The organism is Gluconacetobacter takamatsuzukensis, assembly GCF_014174275.1.
Taxonomy (GTDB): Bacteria; Pseudomonadota; Alphaproteobacteria; order Acetobacterales; family Acetobacteraceae; genus Gluconacetobacter; species Gluconacetobacter takamatsuzukensis.
The window spans coordinates 162797-188615 of the sequence record NZ_JABEQK010000006.1; the positions used below are offsets into that span (position 1 = coordinate 162797).

Here is a 25819-nt window from a genome sequence, read left to right on the forward strand (position 1 = left end):
CTCACCAGCCCACATGTCCGGTCAGGCTCCACGGGCCATCCGCACCCCAACGCGCCCCATCAAACCGGGCGTCGATCCCCCGGCACGCCCACACGTGCGAACACCGCCCCGGCCTCCTGCCGCTCCCCGCGCACGCGTCCGGGCTGCGCAACAGGGGCCGGGGCACGGGGCGCATCCAGCAGCCCAAGCAGCATTCGCGCTCGCCCCGCTTCCACATCATCCGAAAAACTGTAGAAAATGGAACGCGATTTCCGTTCCGACCGGATAATCCCCGCCCGGCGCAACGCCCCCAGCTGCTGGCTCAGCACCGGCTGGCCGATACCGGTTTCACCCTCCAGCACACTGACGGCCCGCGGTCCGTCCAGCAGCAGCGACAGGATCAGCAGCCGCTGCGGCTGGGCAAACAGTTTCAGCCGCTCGGCCAGCCGCAGCACCTCGTCCGGCGTCAGCCCGCTCATGCGCCATCGCCCGCCCGGGTGCGCATGAACCAGGCCGGCCCGGCCGCCGCCGCATCCTGCTGCGTCTCCGCCGCCGGCAGCACGGTCTCATCCCCGGGCGTCCACCCTTCGGGCGTCAGCACGTCCTCCGCCGTCACCGTCTGCAACGCCGCCACCAGCCGCAGCAATTCCGCCACCGACCGGCCGACCGACATCGGGTACCAGACAATGGCGCGGATCACCCCCTCGGGGTCGATGACATGCACCGCCCGCACGGTGGCGCTGCTCTGCGCCGTCCCGTCCAGCATGCCATAGGCCCGGGCAATCGCCATCGACGGGTCCTCGATGATCGGAAACGGAATCGTCACCCCGAACTGGGCCCGGATCGCCTCCACCCACGCCAGATGCGCCGACAGGCTGTCCACCGACAGGCCCAGCAGCGCGCAATTCATCGCCCGGAACCGGTCGGCGGACGCCGCAAACGCCAGGAACTCGCTGGTACAGACCGGCGTAAAATCCGCAGGATGCGAAAACAGCAGAACCCACCGCCCACGCAGGTCGCCCAGGCACACGCGCCCCTGCGTGGTCCGCGCGACGAAATCCGGCGCCACATCCCCGATCTTCGGAGAGACACCCGGCTGGCCGGCACAGGACGGAGAAACAGGATCGCTCATGATCCCGTTTCATAAGGCCCGCGCCCGGCTTGACGCAAGACAGTTTAATTCCTAGATAAACAATGAATCGATAATTAATATTTTCAGTTAATTATCAGGAGAACCCCGATGTCCGATCCCGTGCTGGCCGCGGCCGCCCAGATCCACGATGTTGAACAGGGGCTTATCCCCACGCCGGTGGTGCGGACCTTCTTCGACGAACAGACCTTCACCGCCAGCCACGTCGTGCACGACCCCGTAACCCGCGACGCCGCGATCATCGACAGCGTGCTGGAATACGATGCCGCCTCGGGCCGCACCAGCCATCGCGGGGCGCAGCGAATCGTCGATCATGTCCGCGCCGAGGGGCTGCACGTCCAATGGCAGCTCGAAACCCACGCCCATGCCGACCATCTGTCGGCCGCCCCATGGCTGCAACAGCAGCTCGGCGGCAGGCTGGGCATCGGGGCCGAGATCGTCCGCGTGCAGGACGTGTTCGGCAAGGTCTTCAACGCCGGCACCGATTTCGCGCGCGACGGCTCGCAGTTCGACCGGCTGTTCCACGATGGCGACCGTTTCACGATCGGGTCGATCCAGGCCATCGCCCTGCACGTCCCCGGCCACACCCCGGCCGACATGGCATTCGTCATCGGCGACGCCGCCTTTATCGGCGACACGCTGTTCATGCCCGATTACGGCACGGCACGGGCCGATTTCCCCGGCGGCGACGCCCGCCAGCTCTACCGCTCCATCCGCCGCCTGCTCTCCCTGCCGGACAGGACCCGCCTGTTCCTCTGCCACGACTACAAGGCCCCCGGCCGCGACCATTTCGCGTGGGAAACCACTATCGGCGCCGAACGCCATGGCAATATCCATGTCCATGAGGGCATAGAAGAGGACACATTCGCCGCCATGCGCACCGCGCGCGATGCTACGCTGTCGCTGCCCAACCTCATCATGCCGTCCGTGCAGGTCAACATGCGCGGCGGACGCCTGCCAGAGCCCGAATCCAACGGCACGCGCTATATCAAGATCCCGATCGACACACTCTGACCGACCCTGTCCGTTCCCCCGAGGCCCCCATCGATGTCTTTCCGTTCCCTGACGCCCGCATTTTCCGTCTCTCCGCAACTGTCGATCGCCGACATGGACAAGGCCGCCGCCGAGGGGTTCAAGACCGTCGTCTGCGCCCGCCCGGATGACGAGCAGGCCGGGCAGCTCCCGGCCTACGACCTCAAGCGGGCGGCCCACGAACGGGGCATGTCGTTCGCCACCATTCCCATCCCGTCGGGCAGCATCCCCGACGAAGCGGCGGTGGATTACATGCGCGAGACCCTCGCCGCCGCATCGGGCCCGGTCCTGGCCTATTGCCAGGGCGGCGGCCGGGCTGCACGGCTCTGGGCGCTGGCCCAGGCCGGCAGGATGCCGGCCGACGCGATCCTCGCGGCAGGCGAGACCGCCGGCATCGACCTGTCCCTGCTGACGCCGTTCCTCCCCCCCACGGTCGAGCCGGAACCCACGGCCGAAGAACAGGCAGGGACCGCCGCAAAAACCGTGCGCGTCCGCACCAGGAAGCCGGCCCACCATTTCAACGTCGTGATCGCGGGCGGCGGGGCTGCGGGGCTGGCCACCGCCGCCAGCATCCTCCGCCGCCGGCGCGGCATCTCCGTCGTCATCGTGGAGCCCTCCGCCAGCCATTTCTACCAGCCGGGCTGGACGCTGGTCGGCGGCGGCGTCTTCACGCCGGAACAGACGAAGCGCTCCGAAGCGGGCCTGATCCCACCCGGCGCGACATGGGTGCAGCAGGCGGTGGCCGGCTTCATGCCCCACCAGCGGCAGGTCGCGCTCGATGACGGCACCCTCCTCTCCTACGACGTGCTGGTGGTGGCCACGGGCCTGATGCTGGACTGGGCATCCATCCCCGGCCTGGCGGCGACGCTGGGCCGCAACGGCGTCACCTCCAACTACCGCTACGATCTCGCCCCCTATACCTGGCGACTGGTGCAGGCCCTCAAGCGCGGAACCGCCCTGTTCACCCAGCCGCCGATGCCGATCAAATGCGCCGGCGCGCCGCAGAAGGCGATGTACCTGGCCTGCGACGCATGGCGCCGGCGCGGCATACTGAACGACATGCGGGTCGGATTCGACACCGCGACGCCGGCCCTGTTCGGCGTCGCCCCCTTCGTGCCGGCACTGATGACCTATATCGAGCGCTACGGCATCGACCTCCACCTGCGCTCGAAGCTGGTGGCGGTCGATGGCGAGCGGCGCGTGGCAACCTTCGAACGCACGACCGAAGAGGGCACGACGCGCACCGACCGGCAGTTCGACATGCTGCACGTCGTCCCGCCCCAGGTCGCGCCGCCGGTCGTCAGCGGCAGTCCGCTGGCTGGCGCCGACGGTTTCGTGGCCGTCAATCCCGCCACCCTGCGCCACACCGGCTTCGACGACGTCTTCGCCCTGGGCGACGTCGCCGGCACCACGAACGCCAAGACCGCCGCCGCCGTGCGCAAGCAGGCCCCGGTGGTGGCGGTCAACGTGCTGGCGGCGCTGGACGGCAAGCCCCCCGTCGCGACCTATGACGGCTACGGCGCCTGCCCGCTGACGGTCGAGCGCGGGCGGATCGTGCTGGCCGAATTCGGCTATGGCGGCCGGCTGGAGCCCACCCTTCCCCAATGGCTGCTGCGCGGCACCGAGCCGACGCGCCTGGCATGGTTCCTCAAGGAAAAAATCATGCCGCCCCTGTACTGGAACGCGATGCTGCGCGGGCACGAACTGATGGTGGCGCCCCGGGTGACGCAGGAGGCCTGACATGCCGGCCGACCTGGCCCACCTGGCGCTGGAGCTCCTGTCCGGCGCCCTGGTCGGCTTCACGCTGGGGCTGATCGGCGGCGGCGGATCGATCCTGGCCGTGCCGCTGATGGTCTATGTGGTGGGCGTCGCCAACCCGCATGTGGCCATCGGCACCAGCGCGCTGGCGGTCGCGGTCAATGCGCTGGCCGGCGTGGCGCAGCATGCGCGCGCGGGCACCGTCAAATGGCGCTGCGCCGCGATCTTCGCCAGTTGCGGCGTCGTCGGCGCCGTGGCGGGCGCCACGCTGGGCAAGGCGATGGACGGGCGCCGCCTGCTGCTGTGCTTCGCGCTGCTGATGGTGGCGGTAGGGGTGCTGATGCTGCGCGGGCGCCGCAATCCCGGCTGCCCCGGCGCGGCCTGCAACCGCCACAACATGGGCCGCGTCATGTCCTGCGGCGCCGGCACCGGCCTGCTGTCGGGCTTCTTCGGCATCGGCGGCGGGTTCCTCATCGTCCCGGCCCTGGTCGCCTCCACCGGCATGCCGATCCTCAACGCCATCGGCACCTCCCTGGTCGCCGTCGCCGCCTTCGGCGCCAGCACCGCCATCAGCTACATGGTATCCGGCCTGATCGACTGGCCCCTGGCCCTGCTGTTCATCGTGGGCGGCACCGCCGGCAGCTTCGGCGGCATGCGTGCCGCCCGCGCCCTGTCCGGCACCACCGGCGCCCTGACCACCTTCTTCGCCGGCATCATCTTCTGCGTCGCCGCCTACATGATCTGGCGCAGTGTCTGACCGGCATCCGATCAGCGCGCCAGCCCCGCATCCCGGCGGACATTCTCCGTCAGCACCACGAAATCCCGCTCCGCATCCCCCGCCGCCATGGCCGCCAGGCACCGGTCCCGCGCCAGCGCGGCATGGGGCAAAGGCACCTGAAAATCATGGCCGGCCGCCAGGACCATCTCGGTATCCTTCAGCGCCAGCCGCACCGAGGCGCCAGGATCGTCATAGACGCGCTCGACCATCATCTTCCCGTAATTCCGATGCACCGGCGCATTGTAGAAACTGCCGGTCATGATCTCGAACACCGTCTTCGGGTCGATCCCCGCCTTCTCGTTCAGCGCGAAGACCTCCGCCATCTGCTCGATCGTGGACATGATCAGGAAGTTCAGCGACAGCTTGACCAGATTGGCCTGCGCCGGATCCTCGCCGGCCAGAAAGACCCGCTGCCCCAGCACCTCCAGTACCGGGGCCAGCCGCGCCACCACGGATTCCGCCCCGGCAGCAACGACGAACAGCGTCCCCGCCTCGGCCGCCGGCGGCCGCCCCAGCACGGTGGCGCTGGCATATCCCTGCCCCCGCTCCGCATGGGCATCGCGCAACCGCCGTGCCTGATCGAGCGATATGGTCCCGCAACAGGCATGGATCGCCCCCGGCGCCAGCGCCGAGGCCACGCCCTCCGGCCCGAACACCGCCGCCTCGACGGCCGCATCGTCGAACAGCATCGACAGCACGATCTCCGCCCCACCGGCGGCATCGGCCGGGCTGGCCGCCCGCCGTGCCCCCCTTGCCACCAGATCGTCCGCCCGGGCCTGCGTCCGGTTCCACACGGCCAGTTCATGCCCGGCCTCCAGCAGGCGCCGCGCCATGGCATGGCCCATCGCCCCCAGCCCGAGAAATCCGATCTTCATGCCCAACCTCCCCACGACAAACCGTCAGGCCTGACATGGGGACGTCCCCGCCGGCTTACCAACCCCCGCCGAGGGCAGTCGCCAGCCTGATCGTCGCCATGGCGCGCCCATCCTCCGAGCGTACTCCGGCATCCTCGATCGCAATGGCGTTCAGCCGCGCCTGAAGCGCGTCGAGCAACGTCCCCTGCCCCCCGTCGAACAGCCCCAGCCGGTCCCGCGCCTCGCGCTGCGCCGATGCCAGCGCGGCCGACAGGCCCTGCCCCTGCACGTCCAGGCCCGCACGGCTTTCATAAGCCGTCTCGACCTCGGAAAGCGCCGTCAGCAAAGCCTGGTCATAAAGCGTCACCGCCTCGTCCAGCCGCGCATCGGCGGCGTCGATCTGCGCATGGATGCGCCCGGCGGTGAAGATCGGCAGATAGGTCGTCAGCGCCATCAATCCGCCACTGCCCGACAGGCCGGGCAGGCCGTCGAAACGCAACCGCCCGTTCCCGCCGAAGAATTCCAGGCCGAAACGCGGCAGCAGGTCGGTCCGCGCACTGCGCAGCCGCTCCAGCGCGGCATCGACCAGTTCCCGACGGGCCCGGATATCCGGCCGCCGGTCCATCACCGCCACGGGCACGATCCCCCCAGGCACCGGCGGAATCGCGAACGCGGCCGGCTGCGGAATGGCCGGCGCCTTCTCCGGCGGCCGACCCGACAGCACGGCGATCCGCCGGCGCCGCGTATCGGCATCGGCCACCAGCATCGGCCGTGCGGCCAGCAGCGCCCGGCGCCGCGCCCAGATCGAATCGATATCCGCCCGCGTCGCCTGTCCCGCCGCCATCCGCGCAGCGGCATAGGCCTCCATGCGATCCAGCACGGTAGCCGAGCGGTCGATCAGCGCCACCCGCCGCAGATCGTCCACCGCCCCGACATAGCTCTGCACCACATCGGCGGCGACCAGCATCCGGGTGCCGCGCACCTGTTCCGCCACCGACTGCGCAACCGCCCGCGCGGCACGCAGGTCGGCATGCCGACCACCGAAGATATCGGGCTCCCACGCCGCGGCCAGCCCGGCCAGATGCCCATCCGTCGCCGGATCGCCCAGATTGGGCGCAAGGGCCGCCGGCACCGCCGGATTGCTCCAGCCCAGCCCCCCGCCCGCAATATCGCCGGTGGCCCCCACGGTGGGATAAAGCGCGGACCGCGCCACCGTCACATACGCCCCGGCCTGCCGAACATGCGCGCGCGCCACGGCCAGGTCCGGATTGGCCGCCAGCGCCCCCTCGACCAGCCGGTCCAGCACCGGGTCATGCCATTGCGTCCACCACCGGGCCAGATCCCCGGGCGACCCGGCCATGGCCGGTACCTCGGCAAACCGCGCGGGCAGCACGACCCGCGACGGCGGCGCAGTGCTGTCCCTCACGGTGCAGCCACCGGCAAGAACCGCACCCAGCGCCAGCATCGCCGGCCACAGGCGGCGCGGTCGAAATCGTCTCACACCCACTCTCCTCACCCCTGTCGCGCCAGCATGGACCGAAACCGCACCAGCGCGACCAGCAGGAACAGCGCGGCCGATACGCTGATCACCAGCAGCGGCAGCCAGACCGTCTCCAGCCCCGCACCGCGATACAGGATCGATTGTGTCAGGCTGACGAACTGCGTCGTCGGCAGCACGCTGATCGCCGCCTGCAACAGGCTTGGCATGTTCGCCACCGGCGTCGCGGCGCCCGAAAGCAGATAGGCCACGGCATAGACCGGCACCGCCAGCAGGCCGAATTGCGGCATCGCGGGCGCAATGGTGGCCAGCATCATCCCCAGCGCCGAAACCGCGATCACATAGGCAAACAGGCACAGGGCAAACAGGCCGAGCGATCCCGCCAGCGGCACCCCCAGCCAGACATGCACCACCAGCAACAGCGACAGCAGGGCACCGACAAAGATCACCAGCGCATTGGCAACGATCTTGGCCACGGCAATTTCCCCCGCCGACACCGGCAACACCAGCAGATGCTCGATCGTGCCATGCTCCCGCTCGCGGATCACGGCGGCACCGACCAGGATGATCGACAGCACGGTGACATTGGTCACGATCTGCATCACCGAGGTAAACCAAGCGGATTCCGAATTCGGGTTGAAGCGGATACGCGGCACCAGATGAAAGGGCGGCGCGGGCCCCGCGACCGCGCGCGGCATCGCATCGGCGATCCGGCGCAGGAAGATCTCCTGCAGATACACGACCCCCAGCCCCGCCTGGGTCATGGCGGTGGCATCGACCTGGATATCCAGCGCCGGCATCCGCCCGGCCAGCAGGTCGGCCTCGAAACGCGGCGGCACATCCACGACGAAGATCAGCGTCCCCCGGTCCAGCCGGTCGCGCGCCGTCGCGCGATCCACCAGCACCGGCGCCTGGAAATAGGGTTCCTGCACCGCCTCGCGCAACTGGCGCGACAGGGTGGACCCATCCTCGTCGATGAAGGCGATCGTGGCATGCGACACCTCGGCCTTCACCCCATAGGCCACGATCAGGATCGCGGCGGTAAAGGCAAAGACGATCAGCCCCAGCAGCACGCCGTCGCGGCGCAGGCTCAGCGCCTCCTTGTGGCACAGCAGCCCGACGGTGATCCACCAGCGCTTCATGGCTCCTGCTTGCGGATCAGCAGCCGCGCCCCCAGCATGCAGGCCAGCGCCGAGGCCGCCAGCACCAGATAGGCGGTGGTGAACGTCCCGGCCCCCACCCCCTTGGTAAAGCTGCCCAGGCTGATGATCTGGAACCAGCCGGCGGGAAAGGCCAGCCCAACCCCATAGCCAAGGCCGGAAAGGGTCGACACCGGATAAAGCAGCCCCGAGAAATTGACACCCGGGATCAGGCAGATCAGCGCGGCCCCGAAGATCGCGGCCACCTGCGAGGTCGTAAACGCCGAAACCAGCAGCCCGAGCCCCGTCGCCGCAAACAGATAGAGCACCGCACCGAGCGAGAGCGCGAGCAGCGACCCCTTCAGCGGCACCCCCAGGCAGATCACCGACAGCAGCACCAGCGCCGCATAGGCCACCAGCGCCACCAGCACATAGGGCATCTGCTTGCCCACCAGATACTGCCCCACCGTGGCCGGCGAGGCGTAGAGATTCATGATCGAGCCGATTTCCTTCTCCCGCACCACGCCCAGCGCCGTCAGCATGGTCGGGATCAGGATCAGCGCCAGCATGATGATCCCCGGCGTCATGGCATAGACGCTGCGGAATTCCTGATTATAGACAAAGCGCGGCAGCACCTCGACCGGCGAGATCTCCAGCCGCACCACCCCCTTCTCGCGCATCATGGCCTGCTCGTACTGCATGACCACCCCTTCGGCGTACGACCGGATATTCGCGCCCAGGAACGGCACGGCCCCGTCGATCGCAAGCCCCACCGCCGGGTCGCGCCCGGCCGCGACATCGCGGCCGAACGCGGCAGGAATATCGATGCCGATATCCGCCTCGCCCCGCCGCAACCGCCCCTCCAGCGCGGCCCGATCCGGCGACGAATCCCGCTGCACGAAATAGGGCGATCCCCGGAACTGCTCCACCAGCTCCCGGCTGGCCTGACTGTGGTCATGGTCGCAGACCGTGAAGCGGATCGTGTTGACGTCGAACGAAATGCTGAAGGCCGCGATCAGCAGCAGCACCACCGGCCCACCCACGGCAAACAGCAGCCGCAGCCGGTCGCGCAGCAATTCCACCGCCTCGCGCCGCCCGAAGGCATAGGCCCGCGCCACCCAGCCCCGAATCCCCGTCGCCGGCACGTGCCGCCCGGGCGACGCCCCGGCGGGCACGGCGCCCGCGTCTCCGGCCGGCGCGCCCGCCCCATCTCCCGCCATCGCTTCTTCAAGATACGCGACAAAGGCATCTTCCAGCGTCGCCGCATGCCGGGCCCGCACCAGCGCGTCCGGCGTGCCCACCGCCAGCACCCGGCCCCGATGCATGAACGAGATCCGGTCGCACCGCGCGGCCTCGTTCATGAAATGGGTGGACACGAAGATCGTCACCTGCTTCTCGCGCGACAGCGCCACCAGATGTCTCCAGAACATCTCCCGCGCGGCCGGGTCGACCCCCGATGTCGGCTCGTCGAGGATCAGGATCGACGGGTCGTTGATGCAGGCCGCCGCCAGTTGCAGGCGCTGGCGGATGCCCAACGGCAATCCCCCCGGCCGCAGGTCGGCCACCCCCTCCAGCGCGAAATCCGTCAGCGCCGCCTGCGCCCGCCGCGCCGCCTCCTCGGCCGGAAAGCGAAAAAGACGTGCCTGCAAAACCAGATTCTGCCGGACCGTCAGCTCCTCGTACAACGAGAACCCCTGCGACATGTAGCCGATGCGCATCCGGCTCTCCAGGTCGCCGGCCCGGACCGGCCGCCCGAAGACCTTCGCGCCGCCCTCGCTCACATCCAGCAGGCCGGTCAGCATCTTCATCGTGGTCGACTTGCCGCAACCGTTGGAGCCGAGAAAGCCGAAGATCTCGCCCCGCCCGATATGAAAACTGACATGATCGACGGCAATGAATTTCCCGAAACGCTTCGTCAGCCCATCCGCCTCGATCGCCGGCGCCCCGCCCGGATCGCGATAGGGCGGGATCGACAGGGCCGAGGCCCCCGCCCGCTCGGCCTCCGGCAGCAGCGACACATAGGCCTCTTCCAGCGTCGCCCGCCCGGTGCGGCGCAGGATCGCCTCCGTCCGGTCGCAGGCCAGCACCCGGCCGTCATTCATCGCCACCAGCCAGTCGAACCGCTCCGCCTCCTCCATATAGGCCGTGGAGACGATCACGGTCATGCCCGGCCGCCGGGCGCGCAACTGGTCCACCAGCGTCCAGAACTGGCGGCGCGACAGCGGGTCGACGCCGGTCGTGGGTTCATCGAGGATCAGCAGGTCCGGATCGTGCACCAGCGCGCAGCACAGGCTGACCTTCTGCTTCATGCCGCCCGAAAGCTGGGCCGCCGGCCGGTCCGGAAAGGGCGCCAGCCCGGTCGCCTCCAGAAGCTGCGCGATGCGCGCCTCGCGGGTCCCTTCATCCAGCCCGAACAGCCGGGCGAAGAAATCGATATTCTCCCGCACCGACAGGGTCGGATAGAGATTCTTCCCCAACCCCTGCGGCATGAAGGCGACCCGGCTGAGAAAACCCTCCCGCGCGCGCCGGTCGGCCATGTCGCACCCCAGCGTCACCACCCGCCCGTCCTGCAGCCGCCGCACCCCCGCGATCAGCCCCAGCAGCGTGGATTTCCCAACCCCGTCGGGCCCGATGACGCCGATGGTCGTGCCCGCCGGCAGCTCCACCGACACATCGCGCAACGCCTCGGTCCGCCCATAGCGATGCCGCACGGCATCGACCCGTATCCCCGCCCCCGACGATGCCGGGGCCAGCGTGGCGGGCAAGGGCGGCGCATCGCTCACGGCGCGGCCCGGCGCGCTCCGGCGGGGGCGGCCGGCCAGGGGGCCGTGGGCTCGGTCCGCACATAGCCGTCACCCGTCATCCCGGCTTTCAGCATGCCCCCCAGATCCTTCTGGGCCGCACGCTCCACCCGCAGCCGCACGCGATAGACCAGCTGCTCGCGCTCGGTCGCCGTCTCGACATATTTCGGGGTAAACTGCGCCTCGGGCGAGACATAGGAAATCCGGGCCGCGACCGGCCCGGTCTCCAGGTCGTCGAACACAATCCGCGCCTCGTCCCCCACCCGCAGCCGCCGGGCGACCCGTGCGGGAAAAAACACCGTCAGATACGGATCGACGGGGTCCAGCAGCGAATAGAGCCGCCCACCGGCCGGCAGCACGCTCCCGGCCTCGACGACGCGATATTCGATCCGCCCGCCGACGGGGGCACGGATCACCATGTCGCCCACCACCGTCCGCGCCTGCGCCGCCATCGCCGCCGCCGCGTCCACCGCGCGATCGGCCTCCCGCACCGCCTGCGCCGCGCCGTCACGGGCGCGCTCGGCCACGTCGAACGCGGTCCGCCGCTGCGTCACCTCCATGTCAGAGACCAGCATCTGCCGCCGCATCGTCCGGGCATGGGCCAGTTCGTCACCCGCCAGCAGCGCGGCCTGCGTCCGCGCCGCCAGTTCCGCCTGCGCCCGGCCGGTCGCCGCCTCGGCCTGCCCCTGCCGGGCCACGGCCGCCGCAAGCTGGGCCCGCGCCTCGGCATCGTCCTCGCGCGCCAGGACCTGGCCAGCGCCGACCAGATCCCCTTCCTGTACGTCCAGCGTGCCGACCCGCCCCGGATATTTCACCGCCACATCGATCCGCGTCAGCTCAAGCCGCCCGTTGGAATGATACAGGCCCGGCACGGACTGCCCCGCATGCCACACCCACCACCACCCGCCCGCACAGGCAACGGCCAGCAGAGCCGCCACACCAGCCACAACAAGGATTTTTCGCGACATGTTCGGCCCGGTTTCCGTTCATCCCGATAGGGTACCGTATCCCGTCCGCCGGCCGAGGGTAAGGCGCGGCGGCACAGGGCAGGCCATCGCTACGCCGTCCGCGCCGCCGCCCCGGTCTCGCGGATAAACAGTGCGATCACGCCCGCCAGCACGATCCCCGCCACGCCGACCGAAAATCCCTCGCGAAACACCGTCTCGGTCAAACCCGCCGCCCCGGCCAGCCTTTGCAGGAACCACCCGAAAAACGGCGACGCCACCGCGCTCATCACGAACACCAGGAAATTGATCGCCCCGGTGGCGCTGCCCTTCACGCTGTCGGGGTTCACTTCCTTGATCACGCTGTAGGGGATCATGGCCGCACCCGACGCAAAGCCCAGGATAAAAGCCAGGATATAGGGCGGAAACATCCCCGGCGGCGGATAGATGATCGCGGCCGAGGACAGCAGCATCACCAATATCCCGCCCAGCAGCACCGGCTTCCGCCGCCCCAGATGATCGGCCAGATACCCCAGCACCGGGCAGCCGAAGACCCAGCCGATCGGCACCATCGCGGCCCGGCCGACGGCCTCGTGGTAAGCCAGATGCCAGCCATGGGTCATGAACGAGACCCCCCATGTCATGCTCCCCACCGTGGTCGGCAGAAACAGCAGGCCGGAACACAGGCCGCACAGCCACGATTGCGGATTGCCCAGCACGATCCGGTAAGGCGCCAGCATGGACCCATGCACGCCCGACTCACTCTTCTTCTGGCGCGGCGTCCCCAGATAGATCGCAACCGCCACGATCGCCGTCGCCACCCCGGCATAGACCCAGAACGACCGCCAGGTCACGACGCCATGGATCAGCCACGCCACGGTGGATTGCCCCATCGCCCCGCCGAGCATGCCCACACACTGCGTCACGCCGATCGCGGTGGCCAGGTACCGCGCGGGAAACCCGTGCGACGCCAGATAGACCGCGCCGACAAAGGCAAACGCCGCCCCGGCCCCCTGCAACAGGCGCCCCAGTTCCGCCATCCACACCGGCCCGGCGCCGAACATGGCGATGCCGACGGCCAGCACCAGCGTGCCCACCGGAATCGCCAGCTTGGCGCCCCACCGGTCCATCGACGCGCCCGAAATCAGCGAGCACGCCGAATAGGTGTAGTAATACAGCCCCAGCAGCGACCCCAGCCCGACCGTCGTCAGCCCCATGGTGGCAGTCAGCTCGTCCATCATGACGCTGGGCGCCGAACGGACGGAATATTGCAGGAAATAGAACAGCAGGCAGAACGCCCAGGCCAGGACATAGCCGGCCTGGAAGCCGCCTTTCGCCTGGGTGCCGCCGGCCGGCGGCAACGTGCTGGAAACCATGGTCATCGGCGTATCCTCCCTCGCCAGGCGATGGCGGGTTCTTGTTATTTTACCGAATCGAAAAAGACATCCTCCCGCCCGGCGCCACGCTCAGGCGGCGCCGTGGGCCATGATCAGCGCGATGGCGCAGGAGGTCAGACGCGCCTGCTCGGAATCCGCGCGGCTGGTCAGGATCACCGGCACCTTCGCACCCAGCACCACCCCGGCGGCATCCGCCCCGGCCAGGAACGAGAGTTCCTTGGCCAGCATGTTGCCCGCCTCCAGCGTGGGGACGATCACGATATCCGCCCGTCCGGCCACGGGAGATTCGATATGCTTGATCTTGGCGGCATTCAGGTTCACGGCATTGTCGAACGCCAGCGGCCCGTCGACGATGCCGCCGGTAATCTGCCCGCGCTCGGCCATCTTCGACAGCGCCGCCGCATCCAGCGTGGACTGGATCGCCGGGTTCACGGTCTCCACCGCCGACAGCACGGCAACGCGCGGCTCCACCAGCCCCATCACATGCGCGAAATCGATCACGTTCTGCACAATGTCGTGCTTGGCCCGCAGGTCGGGCGCGATGTTCACGACCGCATCGCTGATCATCAGCAACCGGTCATAGAACGGCACGTCCATGACAAAGACATGGCTGAGGCGCCGGTCGGCGCACAGGCCGGTCGGCCGCGTCACCACCTCGTGCAGCAGCACGTCGGTATGCACGGCCCCCTTCATCAGCAGCCGCGCGCGCCCCGAGCGCACCAACGCAACCGCCTGGGCCGACGCGGTATGCGGGTCCTCGGCCTCGACGATCTCCAGCCCGTCGATCGACAGGCCCGATTCCTTGGCGACCGATTCGATCAGCGCCTTGGGGCCGACCAGGATCGGCTGCCCCAGGTTGCGCTGCGCGGAATCGCAGGCCGAACGCAGCGACAGGTCGTCGCACGGATACGCCACCGCGATCGGCAGCATCGGCAACTGGGCCGCCCGCTCGCACAGAGCACGAAAACGCCGATGCGTGACGATATGCTCGAACGACGAGCAGGCCATGACCACCGATTGCGGCGCCTCGGGCGCCACGATCTGCATCGTGCCGCGCGCAACCTCGCCCCCGTCCTGCCGCACGCAGACAAAGGACAGGTCGAGCAGCGCCTCCTCGTCATGCTTCGCGACCACCTGGCAGGTCACGACCACCCGATCGCCGACCGCCAGCCCCCCTTCCAGCGTCAGCGCATAGCTGCGCACCACGCTGCCGACTCCGGGAAAGCGCGTGCTGACCAGCCGCATGATCAGGATGCCGATCCACACGCTGGCGACCGACTGCGTGACCGATGCCGCCTCGACCCCCACCCCATCGGGCTGCCATCCGCCCAGCAGGTCCGCATTGTCCCGGGTCAGGATCTCGGTCAGGTCCGATTTTTCGCCGACCGCGATGTCCTTGAACAGCCGGTTGGTCACAAGTTCCTGAGTTTTTTCCACCAGCATTTTCCTTCGGACAAAGGGGATGAACGATCAATTCCCTGTTATGATACCGTGAACAGACGGGGCGCGTTGATCCCGGTCAAAGCCGCCCCACCCATGCCGACCCTATAGTCGGGAAGCCGCCTGGGCGTCATAGCTGGTCAGGATCGTCCGGTACTGGGCCCGCAGGAACTGCGCCGCCTGGTCGGGCTCGTCTCCGGCCGCAAGCTGTCCCTTGAAGGATTCCACGCTGTCGTGGCCCTTCCGCTCCATCCAGCCCCGCAGGTCGGCCAGCATCGTGGCCAGAAAGCCGGGCCCGTTGCGCAGCAGGGCCGAGGTCGTCATCACGGCATCCGCCCCGGCCAGCAGGTATTTCACCACATCCCCCCCGCTCCACACGCCGGTCGAGGCACCGATCGAGATCGGCACCTGCCGCGACAGCAGCCCGACCCACATCAGCGGCAGGCGAATGTCGTACGGGCTGCTCAGATGCAGGTCGTCGCGCGCCGTCAGCGCGGTCAGGTCGACATCCGGCCCATAGAACCGGTTGAACAGCACCAGCCCGTCCGCCCCGGCTTCCGCGAACTTCACCGCCATATGCCCGGGCGAGCTGAAAAAGGGCGCCATCTTGACGCTGACGGGCACATGCACCGCCGCCTTCACCCGCCGCAGGATCTCCAGCGACGATTCCTCGACCCACGCTCCGCTTTCCGTGGTGTCGGCGGGCACGCGATAGATGTTCAGCTCGATCGCCGAGGCCCCCGCCTGTGCCAGCTTGCGGGCAAAATCGACCCATCCGTTGGCCGAACAGCCGTTCAGGCTGGCGATGATCGGCACCCCGGCCCGTTCCACGGCACGCCGCAACGTCTCCAGCCGTCCGTCCAGCACGTTTCCACCCGGGGCCGGCGGCAGATACCCCGCCGCTTCCGGCTGGCAATCCGTGCCCATATCCGTGATGGTCGCCTCGGCCAGTTCCTCGGCGACGATCTGTTCCTCGAAGATCGACGACAGCACGATCGCCGCCGCCCCCGCATCGGCCAGCCGCAGGATGCCATCCAGTTCGGCCGTCAGCGGCGATGCCGAGGCAACGATCGGATGCTTCAGCTCGAGACCGAGATAAGTCGTTCTCAGGTCCATAATCTTTTCTCTCCCAATACCCGCGTCCAGGCCGGTCTCCACACGCAATCCCGGTTTTGGCCCGGAAACGTGGACTGGTGAGCGAGAGCGGCCCAAAGGCCCGCACCCGTCGCGTGTTTCCGACCACCGGAGCACAGGAAACGCGCGTCGGCTCGCCACCAGCGCGCGTTTCCGGGCCAAAACTCAGGGTACGTCTTCCCAGTGGGGCAGAAACCGGCTGCCGTCGCGTGCGGCCATGTCTTCATAGATGCGATAGCGCTCCTGCGCCGCCGCCTCGGCTTGTTGCAGCAGATGGCCGGCCGATTCCGGATGCGTGCGCAACAGGGTCTTGTACCGCAATTCGCGATAGGCGTATTCCTTCAGCGGAATCCGCGGACGCGGCGAATCCAGCCGGAACGGATTCAGGCCGCTCCTGCGCATCGTCGGATCGAAGCGGAACAGCGGCCAGTAGCCCGACGCCACCGCCCGCGCCTGCTGCTTCATGCCGGTCCGCATGTCGATACCGTGCGCGATGCACTGCGAATAGGCCAGGATCAGCGACGGCCCATCATAAGCCTCCGCCTCGCGCATCGCGATCAGCGCCTGCTCCGAATTCGCCCCCAGCGCAATCTGCGCCACATAGACCGTGCCGTAGGAAATGGCCTGCAACGCCAGGTCCTTGCGCGGCACCCGCTTGCCGGCGGCCGCGAACTTGGCACTGGCCCCCAGCGGCGTGGCCTTCGAGGACTGGCCGCCGGTGTTCGAATACACTTCGGTATCCAGCACCAGCACGTTCACGTTGCGGCCCTGCGCCAGCACATGGTCCAGCCCGCCATAATCGATGTCATAGGCCCAGCCATCGCCACCGACGATCCAGATCGAACGGCGGACCAGGAAATCGGCCAGGATCAGCAGGTTTTTTGCCTCCGGTCCCTCCAGCGGCGCCAGACGCTGCTTCAGGGCGGCCACCCGCTCGCGCTGCTCGGCATAATCGCGCTCGGTATGCTGGGTTTTCGCCAGGATCGCATCCGCCAGATCCTGCCCGACCTTCGGCGCCAGCCGGGTCAGCAGGTCGCGGGCCAGCCCGGTCTGCTTGTCCACCGCCAAGCGGAACCCCAGCCCGAACTCGGCATTATCCTCGAACAGCGAGTTCGCCCAGGCCACCCCGCGCCCCTCGGCATTCGCCTTCCAGGCATGGGCGGGCATGTTGCCGGCATAAATCGCCGAGCAGCCCGTGGCATTGGCAATCTGCAACCGGTCGCCGAAAAGCTGCGAGATCAGCTTCAGATACGGCGTCTCGCCACACCCCGCGCAGGCCCCGCTGAACTCGAACAGCGGTTCCAGCAATTGCACGCCCCGCACATTGGCCTGGTTCACGAACGTCCGGTCCGGCGTCGGCAGGGTTTCGAAGAAGCCGATATTCTCCCGCTCCTGCGCCAGGATCGGCAGCTTCTCGCCCATGTTGATCGCCCGGTGCACGCCGTCCTCGGCAATGGCCGGGCAGTTTTCCACGCACACGCCGCAGCCGGTGCAATCCTCGACATAGAATTGCAGCGAAAAGCGCGAATCCGGATACCCGCGCGCATTGACCGGCGCCGAGCGGAAATGCTCCGGCGCGCCCTCCAGCGCATCGGCATCGTAGATCTTGGCCCGGATCACGCTATGCGGGCAGACGATGCTGCACTGGCCGCACTGGATGCACGCATCCTGGTCCCAGATCGGCACCTCGACCGCGATATTGCGCTTTTCATATTGCGTGGTACCGCCGGGGAAGGTCCCGTCGGCCGGGATCTTGCTGACCGGGATCGCCTCGCCCCGGCTGGCCATGATCTCGCCCGTCACCTCGCGCACGAACAACGGCGCGGTGGCCGGCACGATCGGCGGCATGGCCACCGTGCCGGTGGCCGCCTGCGGCACAGTCACCTCGTGCAGTGCCGCCACCGCCGCGTCCACGGCGGCGAAATTCAGCTTCACCACCGCATCGCCCTTGGCGCCATAGCTCTTGGTGATGAAATGCTTGATCTGCGCCACCGCCTCGTCGGGCGGCAGAACCTTGGACAGATGGAAGAAGCAGGTCTGCAACACCGTGTTCACACGCGGCCCCAGCCCGATCTTCAACGCGACGTCCGAGGCATCGATCACGAAGAAGCGCAGCTTCTTGCTCACGATCTGGTCCTGCACCCGGCGCGGCAGCTTGTCCCACACCACATCCGGCCCATAGGGGCTGTTCAGCAGGAAGGTGGCCCCATCGATGGCCGGCCCGAGGATATCGCGCTTGAACAGGAATTCGAACTTGTGACACGCCACGAAATCCGCATGCCGGATCAGATAGGGTGCAGCGATCTGCGCCGTACCGAACCGCAGGTGCGAAATCGTCTCGCCCCCCGATTTGTGCGAATCGTAGTCGAAATAGGCCTGCGCGAACCGCCCCGGCTGCTCGCTCAGAATCTTCACGCTGTTCTTGTTCGCGCCCACCGTGCCGTCGGCGCCCAGCCCGTAGAACAGGCAGCGCACGGTATCCTTCGGCTCGATATCCAGGTTCTGGTCGTATTCCAGGTTGGTATGCGTCACGTCGTCATCGATGCCGAGCGTGAAATTGTTCTTCGGCGCCGCCTTCGCCAGCTCGTCGAAGACCGCCTTGACCATGCCCGGATTGAAATCGCGCGACGACAATCCGTACCGGCCGCCGATCACGCGCGGCATGGCCGCGATCCGCCCGGTGCCGAACGCCTGCGCCAGCACGCCCAGCACGTCGGCATAAAGCGGCTCCATCGGCGCGCCCGGCTCCTTGGTGCGGTCCAACACCGCGATCGACTTCACCCCCGGCGGCAGCGCGGCCAGGAAATGCTCGGCCGAAAACGGGCGATACAGCAGCACCTGCAAGGCCCCTACCTTCTCGCCGGCCCGGTTCATCCACAGCGCGGTTTCCCGCACCACTTCCGCGCCCGACCCCATGCTGATGATCACGCGCTCGGCGTCCGCCGGCCCGTCATAGCGGAACAGGCGATAGGCCCGGCCGGTCTGGGCGGCGAACTGGTCCATCACCTCCTGCACGATGCCCGGCACCTTCGCATAGTACGGGTTCACCGCCTCGCGCGTCTGGAAATAGGTATCGGGGTTCTGCCAGGTGCCGCGAATGAACGGGTTGTTCGGCGTCAGCGCGCGGCCGCGATGGGCGTGCACCAGGTCGTCGTCGATCATGGCCCGGATCACGCTGTCGGGCATGATCTTCAGCATGTTGTATTCGTGCGATGTGCGGAACCCGTCGGTGAAATGGATAAAGGGCACCCGCGCGGCCAGCGTCGCCGCCTGCGCGACCAGCGCCAAATCATGCCCCTCCTGCACCGACGCCGCGCCCAGGATCGCAAAACCCGTGGGCCGCGCGGCCATGATGTCCTGATGATCGCCGAAGATGGAGGACCCGCCCGCCGCCAGCGCACGCGCGGCGACATGGAAGACCGTCGCGGTCAGCTCGCCCGCGATCTTGTACATGTTGGGCAGCATCAGCATCAGCCCCTGCGACGCCGTAAAGGTCGTCGTCAGGGCGCCACTTTGCAGCGATCCATGCACGCAGCCCGCGGCACCGCCCTCGGCCTGCATTTCCTGCACCACCGGGATATCGCCCCAGATGTTGCGCAGCCCCTGGTCCGACCACGCATCGGCCAGCTCCGCCATCGGCGAGGACGGCGTGATGGGATAGATGGCGCAGATCTCGTTGACCCGATAGGCAACATGCGCGACGGCAGTGTTACCGTCCATCGTGGCGGTCTGTTCGGTCATGCCGACCTTCTCCGTTCCTGTCATGTCGCTCATGCCCGCACCTTGAATCCCGACGGCGCCGGAGACGCGTCCGTGCCGTCCCCGCCCGCCCCGTCGGGCGTCATTTCGATCGCATGGCACGGGCACTGCTCGAAACAGGTCGCGCAGCCGGTGCACAGATCCATCGACACCGCATATCCCTGCCCCGGCCCCAGCCGCGTAATCGCCTGTTCCGGACAGGCGGCATAGCAATTGTCGCATTCGAAGCAATTGCCGCACGACAGGCAGCGCTGCGCCTCGTAGCGGGCATGGCGCTCGTCCAGCCCGGCATCCACCTCGTCGAACCCCAGCCGCTCCGCGACCGGCCGCTCGGCCTGCACGCTGCGCGGCGCATCGCGGTAATCCGGCAGATGCAGCATGTCGAAGCTGACCAGCGGGTGCGCCGCCGGATGCACGTAGGCCTTGCCGGCCAGCCAGGCATCGATCGCCCGCGCCGCCAGCTTGCCGTGCCCGGTCGCCGTGGTCATGGTCCGCGCGCCGCCGATGCAGTCGCCGCCGGCGAAAATGCCGGCCTGCCCCGTCATCAGGTCGGCATCCACCGCAACGGTGCCGTCCTTCTGCACCTTCACCGCCGCCGCATCCGCCAGCAGGGCCAGGTCGCTGTGCTGGCCCACCGCCAGCACCACCGCATCGGCGGCCAGCCGCTCCGTCTCGCCGGTCGGCGTCACGCTGCCGTCGGGGTTCATGGTCACCTTCTCGACCACCAGCCCGTCGGCGCCGAAATGATCGACCACGCTCAGCCAGCGCACCTTGGCGCCTTCGGCAACCGCCTCGGCCGCCTCGGCCGGCAGGGCCTCCATATGCTGCGGGTCATAGCGGAAGATGATGACCGTATCGGTCGCCCCCAGCCGCCGCGCGGTCCGCGCGGCATCCATCGCCACGTTGCCGCCGCCGACCACCGCGACGACGCGCCCCAGCGCCGGGCGCCCGCCCCGGCTGACATCGGCCAGCATGCTGATCGCATCGGTCATCTTCCGGCCGTCCATGGCCGGGATGTTCAGCCGGTTGGCCAGTTGCGCGCCGACCCCGACGAACACGGCGTCGAACCCGCCCTCCTGCTTCGCGCGCAGCACATCGTCCACCCGCTGGCCGCAGCGCAGCGTCACGCCCGGCAGGCCCGTGATCCGCGCGATATCCTTGCCCATCGGCTCGCGCGGCAGCCGATAGGCCGGGATGCCGTACATCATCATGCCGCCCGGCTGCTCCGCCGCATCGCGGATCTCGACCTGGTGCCCCATCCGCGCCAGATGCCAGGCGCAGGACAGGCCGGCCGGCCCCGCGCCCACGACCAGCACCTTCCTGCCCGTCGCGGGCGCCACCGAAACCTGCCAGCCCTTCTCGGCCGCCAGATCGCCCAGAAACCGCTCGACGGCATGGATGGCCACCGGCGAATCCAGCTCGCCCCGGTTGCAGCCGCCCTCGCACGGGTGATAGCAGGCCCGGCCGTGGATGGCCGGCATGGGGTTGTTGGCCACCAGCGCCCGCCAGGCCTTTTCGTACTCGCCCGCCTGGGCCAGGGCCAGCCAGCCCTGGATATCCTCGCCGGCCGGGCAGGCATGGTTACAGGGCGGCAGGAAATGCATGTAGACGGGCTTCTGCCAGCGTCGGCTGCCGACCCCACGCCGCGTCGTCTCCTGCAGCACCTGCGTCATGTCATCGAGTTTCAAAACCATCCCCACCCCCAGCCCACCGAGCCCGCCCGCGCATTATTGGCGCGTGGCCGGCCCATGCCGCACGACCGATACCACGAGATTATCGTTTCGACACCGATCCAGACAAACCCGCGCCCCGGAATCGGACACCGAACCGGCACCCTCCCCGTCCGAGGATTCGCCATTTTTGTCATAACATCGAATGGGCAGGAGCCCGTTTGACCGAAGTCAATCGGCACAGATTTCTTTGATCTGTCATCGGGATGGCGATGGCGGCGGGAGGCGCGTCCCCGCGCCGCCCCCGCCCGCACCCATCAGGTGCCCAGCACGGCCCGCAGGTCGCCGCCATGCCGCGCCAGCGCGGCTTCGGCCTCCGCCAGGCTCATCCCATGCCGGATCAGCACCGCCCGCTTGACGTTGCCGTCGCTGGCCGCAAGGGCCCGGGCAATCTGCTCGTCCGTACCCCCGGCCAGCAGCCGCACCATCCGCGCCGCACGCGTCTTCAGCTTGGCGTTGACGACGCGCATATCCACCATCTGCCCGCGATAGGCATGGCCCAGCCGCACCATCAGCGCGGTGGAAAGCATGTTCAGCGCCGCCTTCTGCGCGGTGCCGGCCTTCAGCCGCGTCGAGCCGGAAATGACCTCCGGCCCGGTCGGCAGCACGATCCCCCATTCGGCCTCGCGCAGCAGCCGCCCGCCGGGATTCGACGCAATGCCCACGGTCAGCGCGCCCCGCGCCCGCGCGGCAGCCACCGCGGCGCAGGTATAGGGCGTGCCCCCGCTGGCGGCGATGCCGAACACCACATCATGCGGGCCCGGATCGTGGGACAGGATCTCCGCCCGGGCCGCATCCTCCCGGTCCTCGGCCCCTTCCACCGATTCGAACAGCGCAGCCGGCCCTCCGGCAAGCATCAGCACCAGCCGCTCGCCCGGCCAGCCGAAGGTCGGCGTCAGCTCCACACCGTCCTGAAGCCCGATCCGCCCCGAGGTACCGGCCCCCACGTAAAACAGCCGCCCCCCGGCGCGCAGCCCCGGCAGCGCGGCCTCCACCACCGCCTCCATCTGCGGCACGGCGGCCCGCACGATCGCCACCGCCGTCATCTGCGCCTCGGCCAGCGCGTCCAGGACCGATCCGGTCGGCCAGAGATCGATATCCCCATAGCGCGGATCGCGCTCCTCGGTGCCGATACCGGGCACGGGCGCGGAAACGGGGGTGGAATGCGGGCCTGTCGTCACGGTCTGGTCACTTCCCTGCAACGGAATCGGTCCCGCCCACGCGGCGGGACGAACGAAACATCATGGAAAGACAGGCGGGCGCCAGCATCATCCCGATCCCGGCCGGCACCAGCCACGGAAAGGCGATCGTCCACCCCACACGCTGGGCAAGGCCCATCAGCACGGCCATGCCGGCCAGCGAGACCAGGACCCCGACCACCGCATCACGCTCCCGCCCGCCCGGACACAGCATGCCGAACAGAAACGCCCCCAATGTCGGCCCATAGGACCATCCCGCGACGGTCAGCCCCAGGATCACGGCCGATTTCGTCCCCCCGCCCAACACCATGGTCACGGCAACCAGCGCCACGGCCCAGAAGGCCGTCAGCACCCGCGCGGCAAACAGCGGCCCCGCCCGCCACCCGCATGCCTCGGCCATGCGCGCCACAACCCGCGCCGGCACCGGCCCGAAATCCGTCAGCACCGACCCCGCCATGGCATTCAGCGTCGCGGACAGCGACCCCATGGTGGCACTCAGCACGCCCGCCACCAGCAGGCCGCTCAACCCGGCCGGCAGGCCGGTGACGATGAAATGCGGAAACAGCTCGTCCGCCGACCGAAAGCCCAGCGCCGCCAGCGGCGCCCCGCCCGACCGCACCCACAACTGCACCCCGACCACCGACAGCAGCGTAAACAGCACCCCCACCAGCACGGCACTGCCGATCAGGGCCAGCCGCGCCGCCTGCAGGCTGCGGGCGGCCAGCAGCCGCTGGACCATCAGCTGGTCCGTCCCATGCGATGCCACGGACAGGATCGCCCCGCCCAGCAGGGCGGCGGCAGGGGTAAACGGGTCAGCAAACCACCGCGCGCCGGAGTGGACATGAAACAGGGCCAGCCGCCCGGCTCCCCACGCCGCCTGCCAGCCGCCGGCGCCACCCCACAGAATGCCCACGCACAGCGCGGCCCCGAACAGATAGATGACCAGTTGCACGCTGTCCGACCACACCACGGCGCGCAGCCCGCCGAACAGCGTATAGGCCAGCGTCGCCGCCATGATCGCGACCAGCACCGTGCCCCGCCCCACCGGCAGGCCGGCATGGGTCAGCAGCCATACCAGCGGCAGCATGCCGGCCAGCAGGCGCACACCTTCCGCCACCAGCCGCGTCAGCAGAAACGCCCCGGCAGCGATCCTCTGCACCCGATACCCGAATCGCCGGCCGAGATACTGGTAGGCGCTGCTCATCCGCCCCTGGATGTAAAGCGGCAGGAACCACACGGCCACGACCAGCCGCCCGATCAGATACCCTCCTGCCAGGCCGGCAAAGACCAGCCCATTCGTGTAGCCGACCCCCGGCACGCTGATGAAGGTCAGGGTCGAGGTCTCGGTCGCCACCAGCGACAGGCACAGCGCCCACCAGGGCAAATCGTGATGCGCCGACAGGAAATCCCCCGCCGAGCGCCCCCGCCGCGCCATGGTCAGAGTCACGGCCAGCAGGACCACGAAATACAGGCCGATCACGGCAATATCGGCAGGTCGCATAAGCCCCCTCTGGCCGGCGGCAATTGTGAACCGCGCCCAAGCACAACAGTACCATAGCGACGCAGCCCGGCACGAGAAAGGCCCGGACAGGCACACACCAACCTGCCGCCCCTCCCCCGTCAGACGATGCCGGAAGCCGCTCCCGCGACACGCTTCCGCCGTTCCATCCACGCAATCGCACCGGCCACCAGCAGGTTGGCCACCAGCCCGACCATCCCGGTATTCAGTCCCGCCGGCTGCAAGCCGGCAAGCGCGCCCCCCATGGCCACGGCATCCCCGACCACCAGCCCCGCCCCCAGCGCCCACGCCGATAGCGGCCACCGCCAGAGGATCGCGGCAATACCGGGAATGAACTGCGACACGCCGAGGTAATAGAAGCTGGTCAGCGTCACCATCAGCCCCGACAGATGCCCCGCCGCCACGATCGAGAACAGCAGATAGAGCGCGATCACCGCCTGCGCCCCCCGCCTCTGTCCGGAATCCGACAGGCCATGCAGCAGGTTGCGCGACACCAGCGGGCCGATGGCCAGGCAGGTGCCGGCCAGGATCACCAGCCCCGACAGCGCGCAGGCCCCGGCGGCCAGCCCGACCATCCAGTCCGGCACCAGCGCCCCGGCAGCGACCATGAACACCGCATTGGGCGTGGGCACCGGCAGCCCCGCTGAACGCGCATACAGCGCCACCAGATAGAGAAACGGAAACATCACCATATACAGCGGCATGACGATCTGGTTGCGCCGCACCGTCCGCGCCGAACGCGCGGTAAACACGAAGGCCACCGTCTGCGGCGCCACGCAGAACGCCACGGCTTGGAGCGGAATGGTCGAAAGCGCATAGACCTGGTCCCGCAGCGCCACCGGCTGCCCCGTCCATGCCATGGGCGGCAAATGCGCCATCCCTCCGGCCCGCAGGGCGGCCAGCCCCACGACCGTCACCGCCATCAGCACCAGACTGTCCTTGATCACCGAGACATAGGCCGGCGCACGAATGCCCGAGAGCATGATCCAGGCAAAGGTCAGGCCGGCGGCGGCGGCGGTCGTCCACTGCTCGGGCAACCCCCAGTGAAACTGGTCGATGATGCGCAGCAGGCCGACGATCTGCAATTCACCCATCGGCAGCAGGCACAGGATCGCGGTCAGCACCACCAGCCGTTCCAGCCCCCGGCTGCCGAACCGGGCTCGAAACAGATCGGCCATGGTCAGCGCCTGATAATGCCGGCCGGCCCGCCAGATCAGCGGATTGAGAAAATACCCGACCGGATAGGCCAGCACGATATAGGACAGGAACCAGATGATGAAGGACGTCCCCGTACTGTAGGCCGCCGACGGAAACCCCATGATGCTGCCGATACTGTAGGTTTCCCCCACCGCCAGCATGAAGACCAGGATGCCGCCGAACTGGCCCGACGCGACGAAGAAATCGCGGCTGTCCTGGTGCCCGTGGCCACGCCGCGAGAACAGCGCCACCATGATGGACAGCAGAATGACCAGGAAGAAGATGATGCTAGCCATCCTCCCCTCCACGATCGAAAGCCAGCCAGACAACGACCAGGCACAGCGACGTCAGGAAGAACCAGCCGAACAGCCAGCACACGACCAGCGGCACCCCGAAGATCAGCAGACGGCTCGCACTCAGGACGGGCAGCAACAGCACGATCGCGCCGAACGGCACCCCGACCCCCAGCCCGACACGCCAGACATCCCTCATGCTTCCCTCGGTCGTTCGC

19 protein-coding genes are annotated in these 25819 nt (G+C 68.5%); 3 read left to right on the forward strand and 16 right to left on the reverse strand.

Translation table 11 applies throughout. The annotated features are described in order from the left end of the window. Positions 1–59: 59 nt before the first annotated feature. Entirely contained in the window at positions 60–458 is a 399-nt protein-coding gene (locus HLH27_RS09675) for an ArsR/SmtB family transcription factor (RefSeq protein ID WP_182949809.1), read from the reverse strand. Beyond that, positions 455–1111 (reverse strand): peroxiredoxin, encoded by a 657-nt coding sequence (locus HLH27_RS09680; protein ID WP_182949810.1) that lies wholly within the window; start codon positions 1109–1111, stop codon positions 455–457. Before HLH27_RS09680 ends, HLH27_RS09675 begins: the two co-directional genes overlap by 4 nt. Before the next feature lie 108 nt (positions 1112–1219). Here HLH27_RS09680 and HLH27_RS09685 point away from each other — a divergent pair, with 108 nt between their 5' ends. Genes HLH27_RS09685 through HLH27_RS09695 form a run of 3 tightly spaced genes read left to right on the forward strand, consistent with a single transcriptional unit; the run spans position 1220 to position 4676 of the window. Next, positions 1220–2143 (forward strand): MBL fold metallo-hydrolase, encoded by a 924-nt coding sequence (locus tag HLH27_RS09685; protein WP_182949811.1) that lies wholly within the window; start codon positions 1220–1222, stop codon positions 2141–2143. A 33-nt stretch (positions 2144–2176) separates the two neighbouring features. Continuing rightward, the gene (locus HLH27_RS09690; protein ID WP_182949812.1) at positions 2177–3901 is read left to right on the forward strand and encodes a bifunctional protein tyrosine phosphatase family protein/NAD(P)/FAD-dependent oxidoreductase; all 1725 of its coding nucleotides are present in this window, start codon (positions 2177–2179) and stop codon (positions 3899–3901) included. Between the two features lies 1 nt (position 3902). After that, the gene (locus HLH27_RS09695) at positions 3903–4676 is read left to right on the forward strand and encodes a sulfite exporter TauE/SafE family protein (RefSeq protein ID WP_182949813.1); all 774 of its coding nucleotides are present in this window, start codon (positions 3903–3905) and stop codon (positions 4674–4676) included. An 11-nt stretch (positions 4677–4687) separates the two neighbouring features. On the opposite strand, the gene HLH27_RS09700 is transcribed toward HLH27_RS09695, so the two are convergent. The 14 genes from HLH27_RS09700 to HLH27_RS09765 all read right to left on the reverse strand — a co-directional run bounded on the left by HLH27_RS09700 (position 4688) and on the right by HLH27_RS09765 (position 25800). Continuing rightward, positions 4688–5572, reverse strand: a complete 885-nt coding sequence (locus tag HLH27_RS09700) for an NAD(P)-dependent oxidoreductase (protein WP_182949814.1) — start codon at positions 5570–5572, stop codon at positions 4688–4690. 55 nt (positions 5573–5627) lie between these two features. Beyond that, entirely contained in the window at positions 5628–7016 is a 1389-nt protein-coding gene (locus HLH27_RS09705; RefSeq protein WP_182949882.1) for a TolC family protein, read from the reverse strand. Between the two features lie 47 nt (positions 7017–7063). After that, positions 7064–8191: an ABC transporter permease gene (locus tag HLH27_RS09710; RefSeq protein WP_182949815.1), complete on the reverse strand. Its 1128-nt coding sequence runs from the start codon at positions 8189–8191 to the stop codon at positions 7064–7066. Continuing rightward, complete coding sequence (rbbA, locus tag HLH27_RS09715; RefSeq protein WP_338029880.1) at positions 8188–10971, reverse strand: ribosome-associated ATPase/putative transporter RbbA; 2784 nt, start codon at positions 10969–10971, stop codon at positions 8188–8190. Before rbbA ends, HLH27_RS09710 begins: the two co-directional genes overlap by 4 nt. Further along, positions 10968–11957 (reverse strand): HlyD family secretion protein, encoded by a 990-nt coding sequence (locus tag HLH27_RS09720; protein WP_182949816.1) that lies wholly within the window; start codon positions 11955–11957, stop codon positions 10968–10970. The genes rbbA and HLH27_RS09720 overlap by 4 nt, the downstream gene beginning before the upstream one ends. An 89-nt stretch (positions 11958–12046) precedes the next feature. Next, on the reverse strand, positions 12047–13315 hold the full coding sequence (locus HLH27_RS09725) for an MFS transporter (protein WP_246375701.1): 1269 nt from the start codon (positions 13313–13315) through the stop codon (positions 12047–12049). Positions 13316–13399: 84 nt separating this feature from the next. Then, positions 13400–14767, reverse strand: coding sequence for a bifunctional enoyl-CoA hydratase/phosphate acetyltransferase (locus tag HLH27_RS09730; protein WP_338029881.1), 1368 nt, complete (start codon positions 14765–14767; stop codon positions 13400–13402). A 108-nt stretch (positions 14768–14875) separates the two neighbouring features. Beyond that, a complete protein-coding gene (locus HLH27_RS09735; RefSeq protein ID WP_182949818.1) occupies positions 14876–15886 on the reverse strand; it encodes a dihydroorotate dehydrogenase-like protein in 1011 nt (336 codons plus the stop codon). Positions 15887–16069: 183 nt separating this feature from the next. Further along, positions 16070–19678, reverse strand: a complete 3609-nt coding sequence (nifJ, locus tag HLH27_RS09740) for a pyruvate:ferredoxin (flavodoxin) oxidoreductase (protein ID WP_246375703.1) — start codon at positions 19676–19678, stop codon at positions 16070–16072. Continuing rightward, entirely contained in the window at positions 19675–21336 is a 1662-nt protein-coding gene (locus HLH27_RS09745) for an NAD(P)-binding protein (RefSeq protein WP_246375705.1), read from the reverse strand. The genes nifJ and HLH27_RS09745 overlap by 4 nt, the downstream gene beginning before the upstream one ends. 314 nt (positions 21337–21650) lie before the next feature. Beyond that, positions 21651–22574: an N-acetylmuramic acid 6-phosphate etherase gene (locus HLH27_RS09750; RefSeq protein WP_182949820.1), complete on the reverse strand. Its 924-nt coding sequence runs from the start codon at positions 22572–22574 to the stop codon at positions 21651–21653. Positions 22575–22581: 7 nt separating this feature from the next. Then, positions 22582–24093, reverse strand: a complete 1512-nt coding sequence (locus tag HLH27_RS09755; protein WP_182949821.1) for a sodium:solute symporter — start codon at positions 24091–24093, stop codon at positions 22582–22584. Positions 24094–24212: 119 nt separating this feature from the next. Next, on the reverse strand, positions 24213–25604 hold the full coding sequence (locus HLH27_RS09760) for a sodium:solute symporter family protein (protein WP_182949822.1): 1392 nt from the start codon (positions 25602–25604) through the stop codon (positions 24213–24215). Then, positions 25597–25800, reverse strand: coding sequence for a DUF3311 domain-containing protein (locus HLH27_RS09765; RefSeq protein WP_182949823.1), 204 nt, complete (start codon positions 25798–25800; stop codon positions 25597–25599). Before HLH27_RS09765 ends, HLH27_RS09760 begins: the two co-directional genes overlap by 8 nt. Positions 25801–25819: the final 19 nt, after the last annotated feature.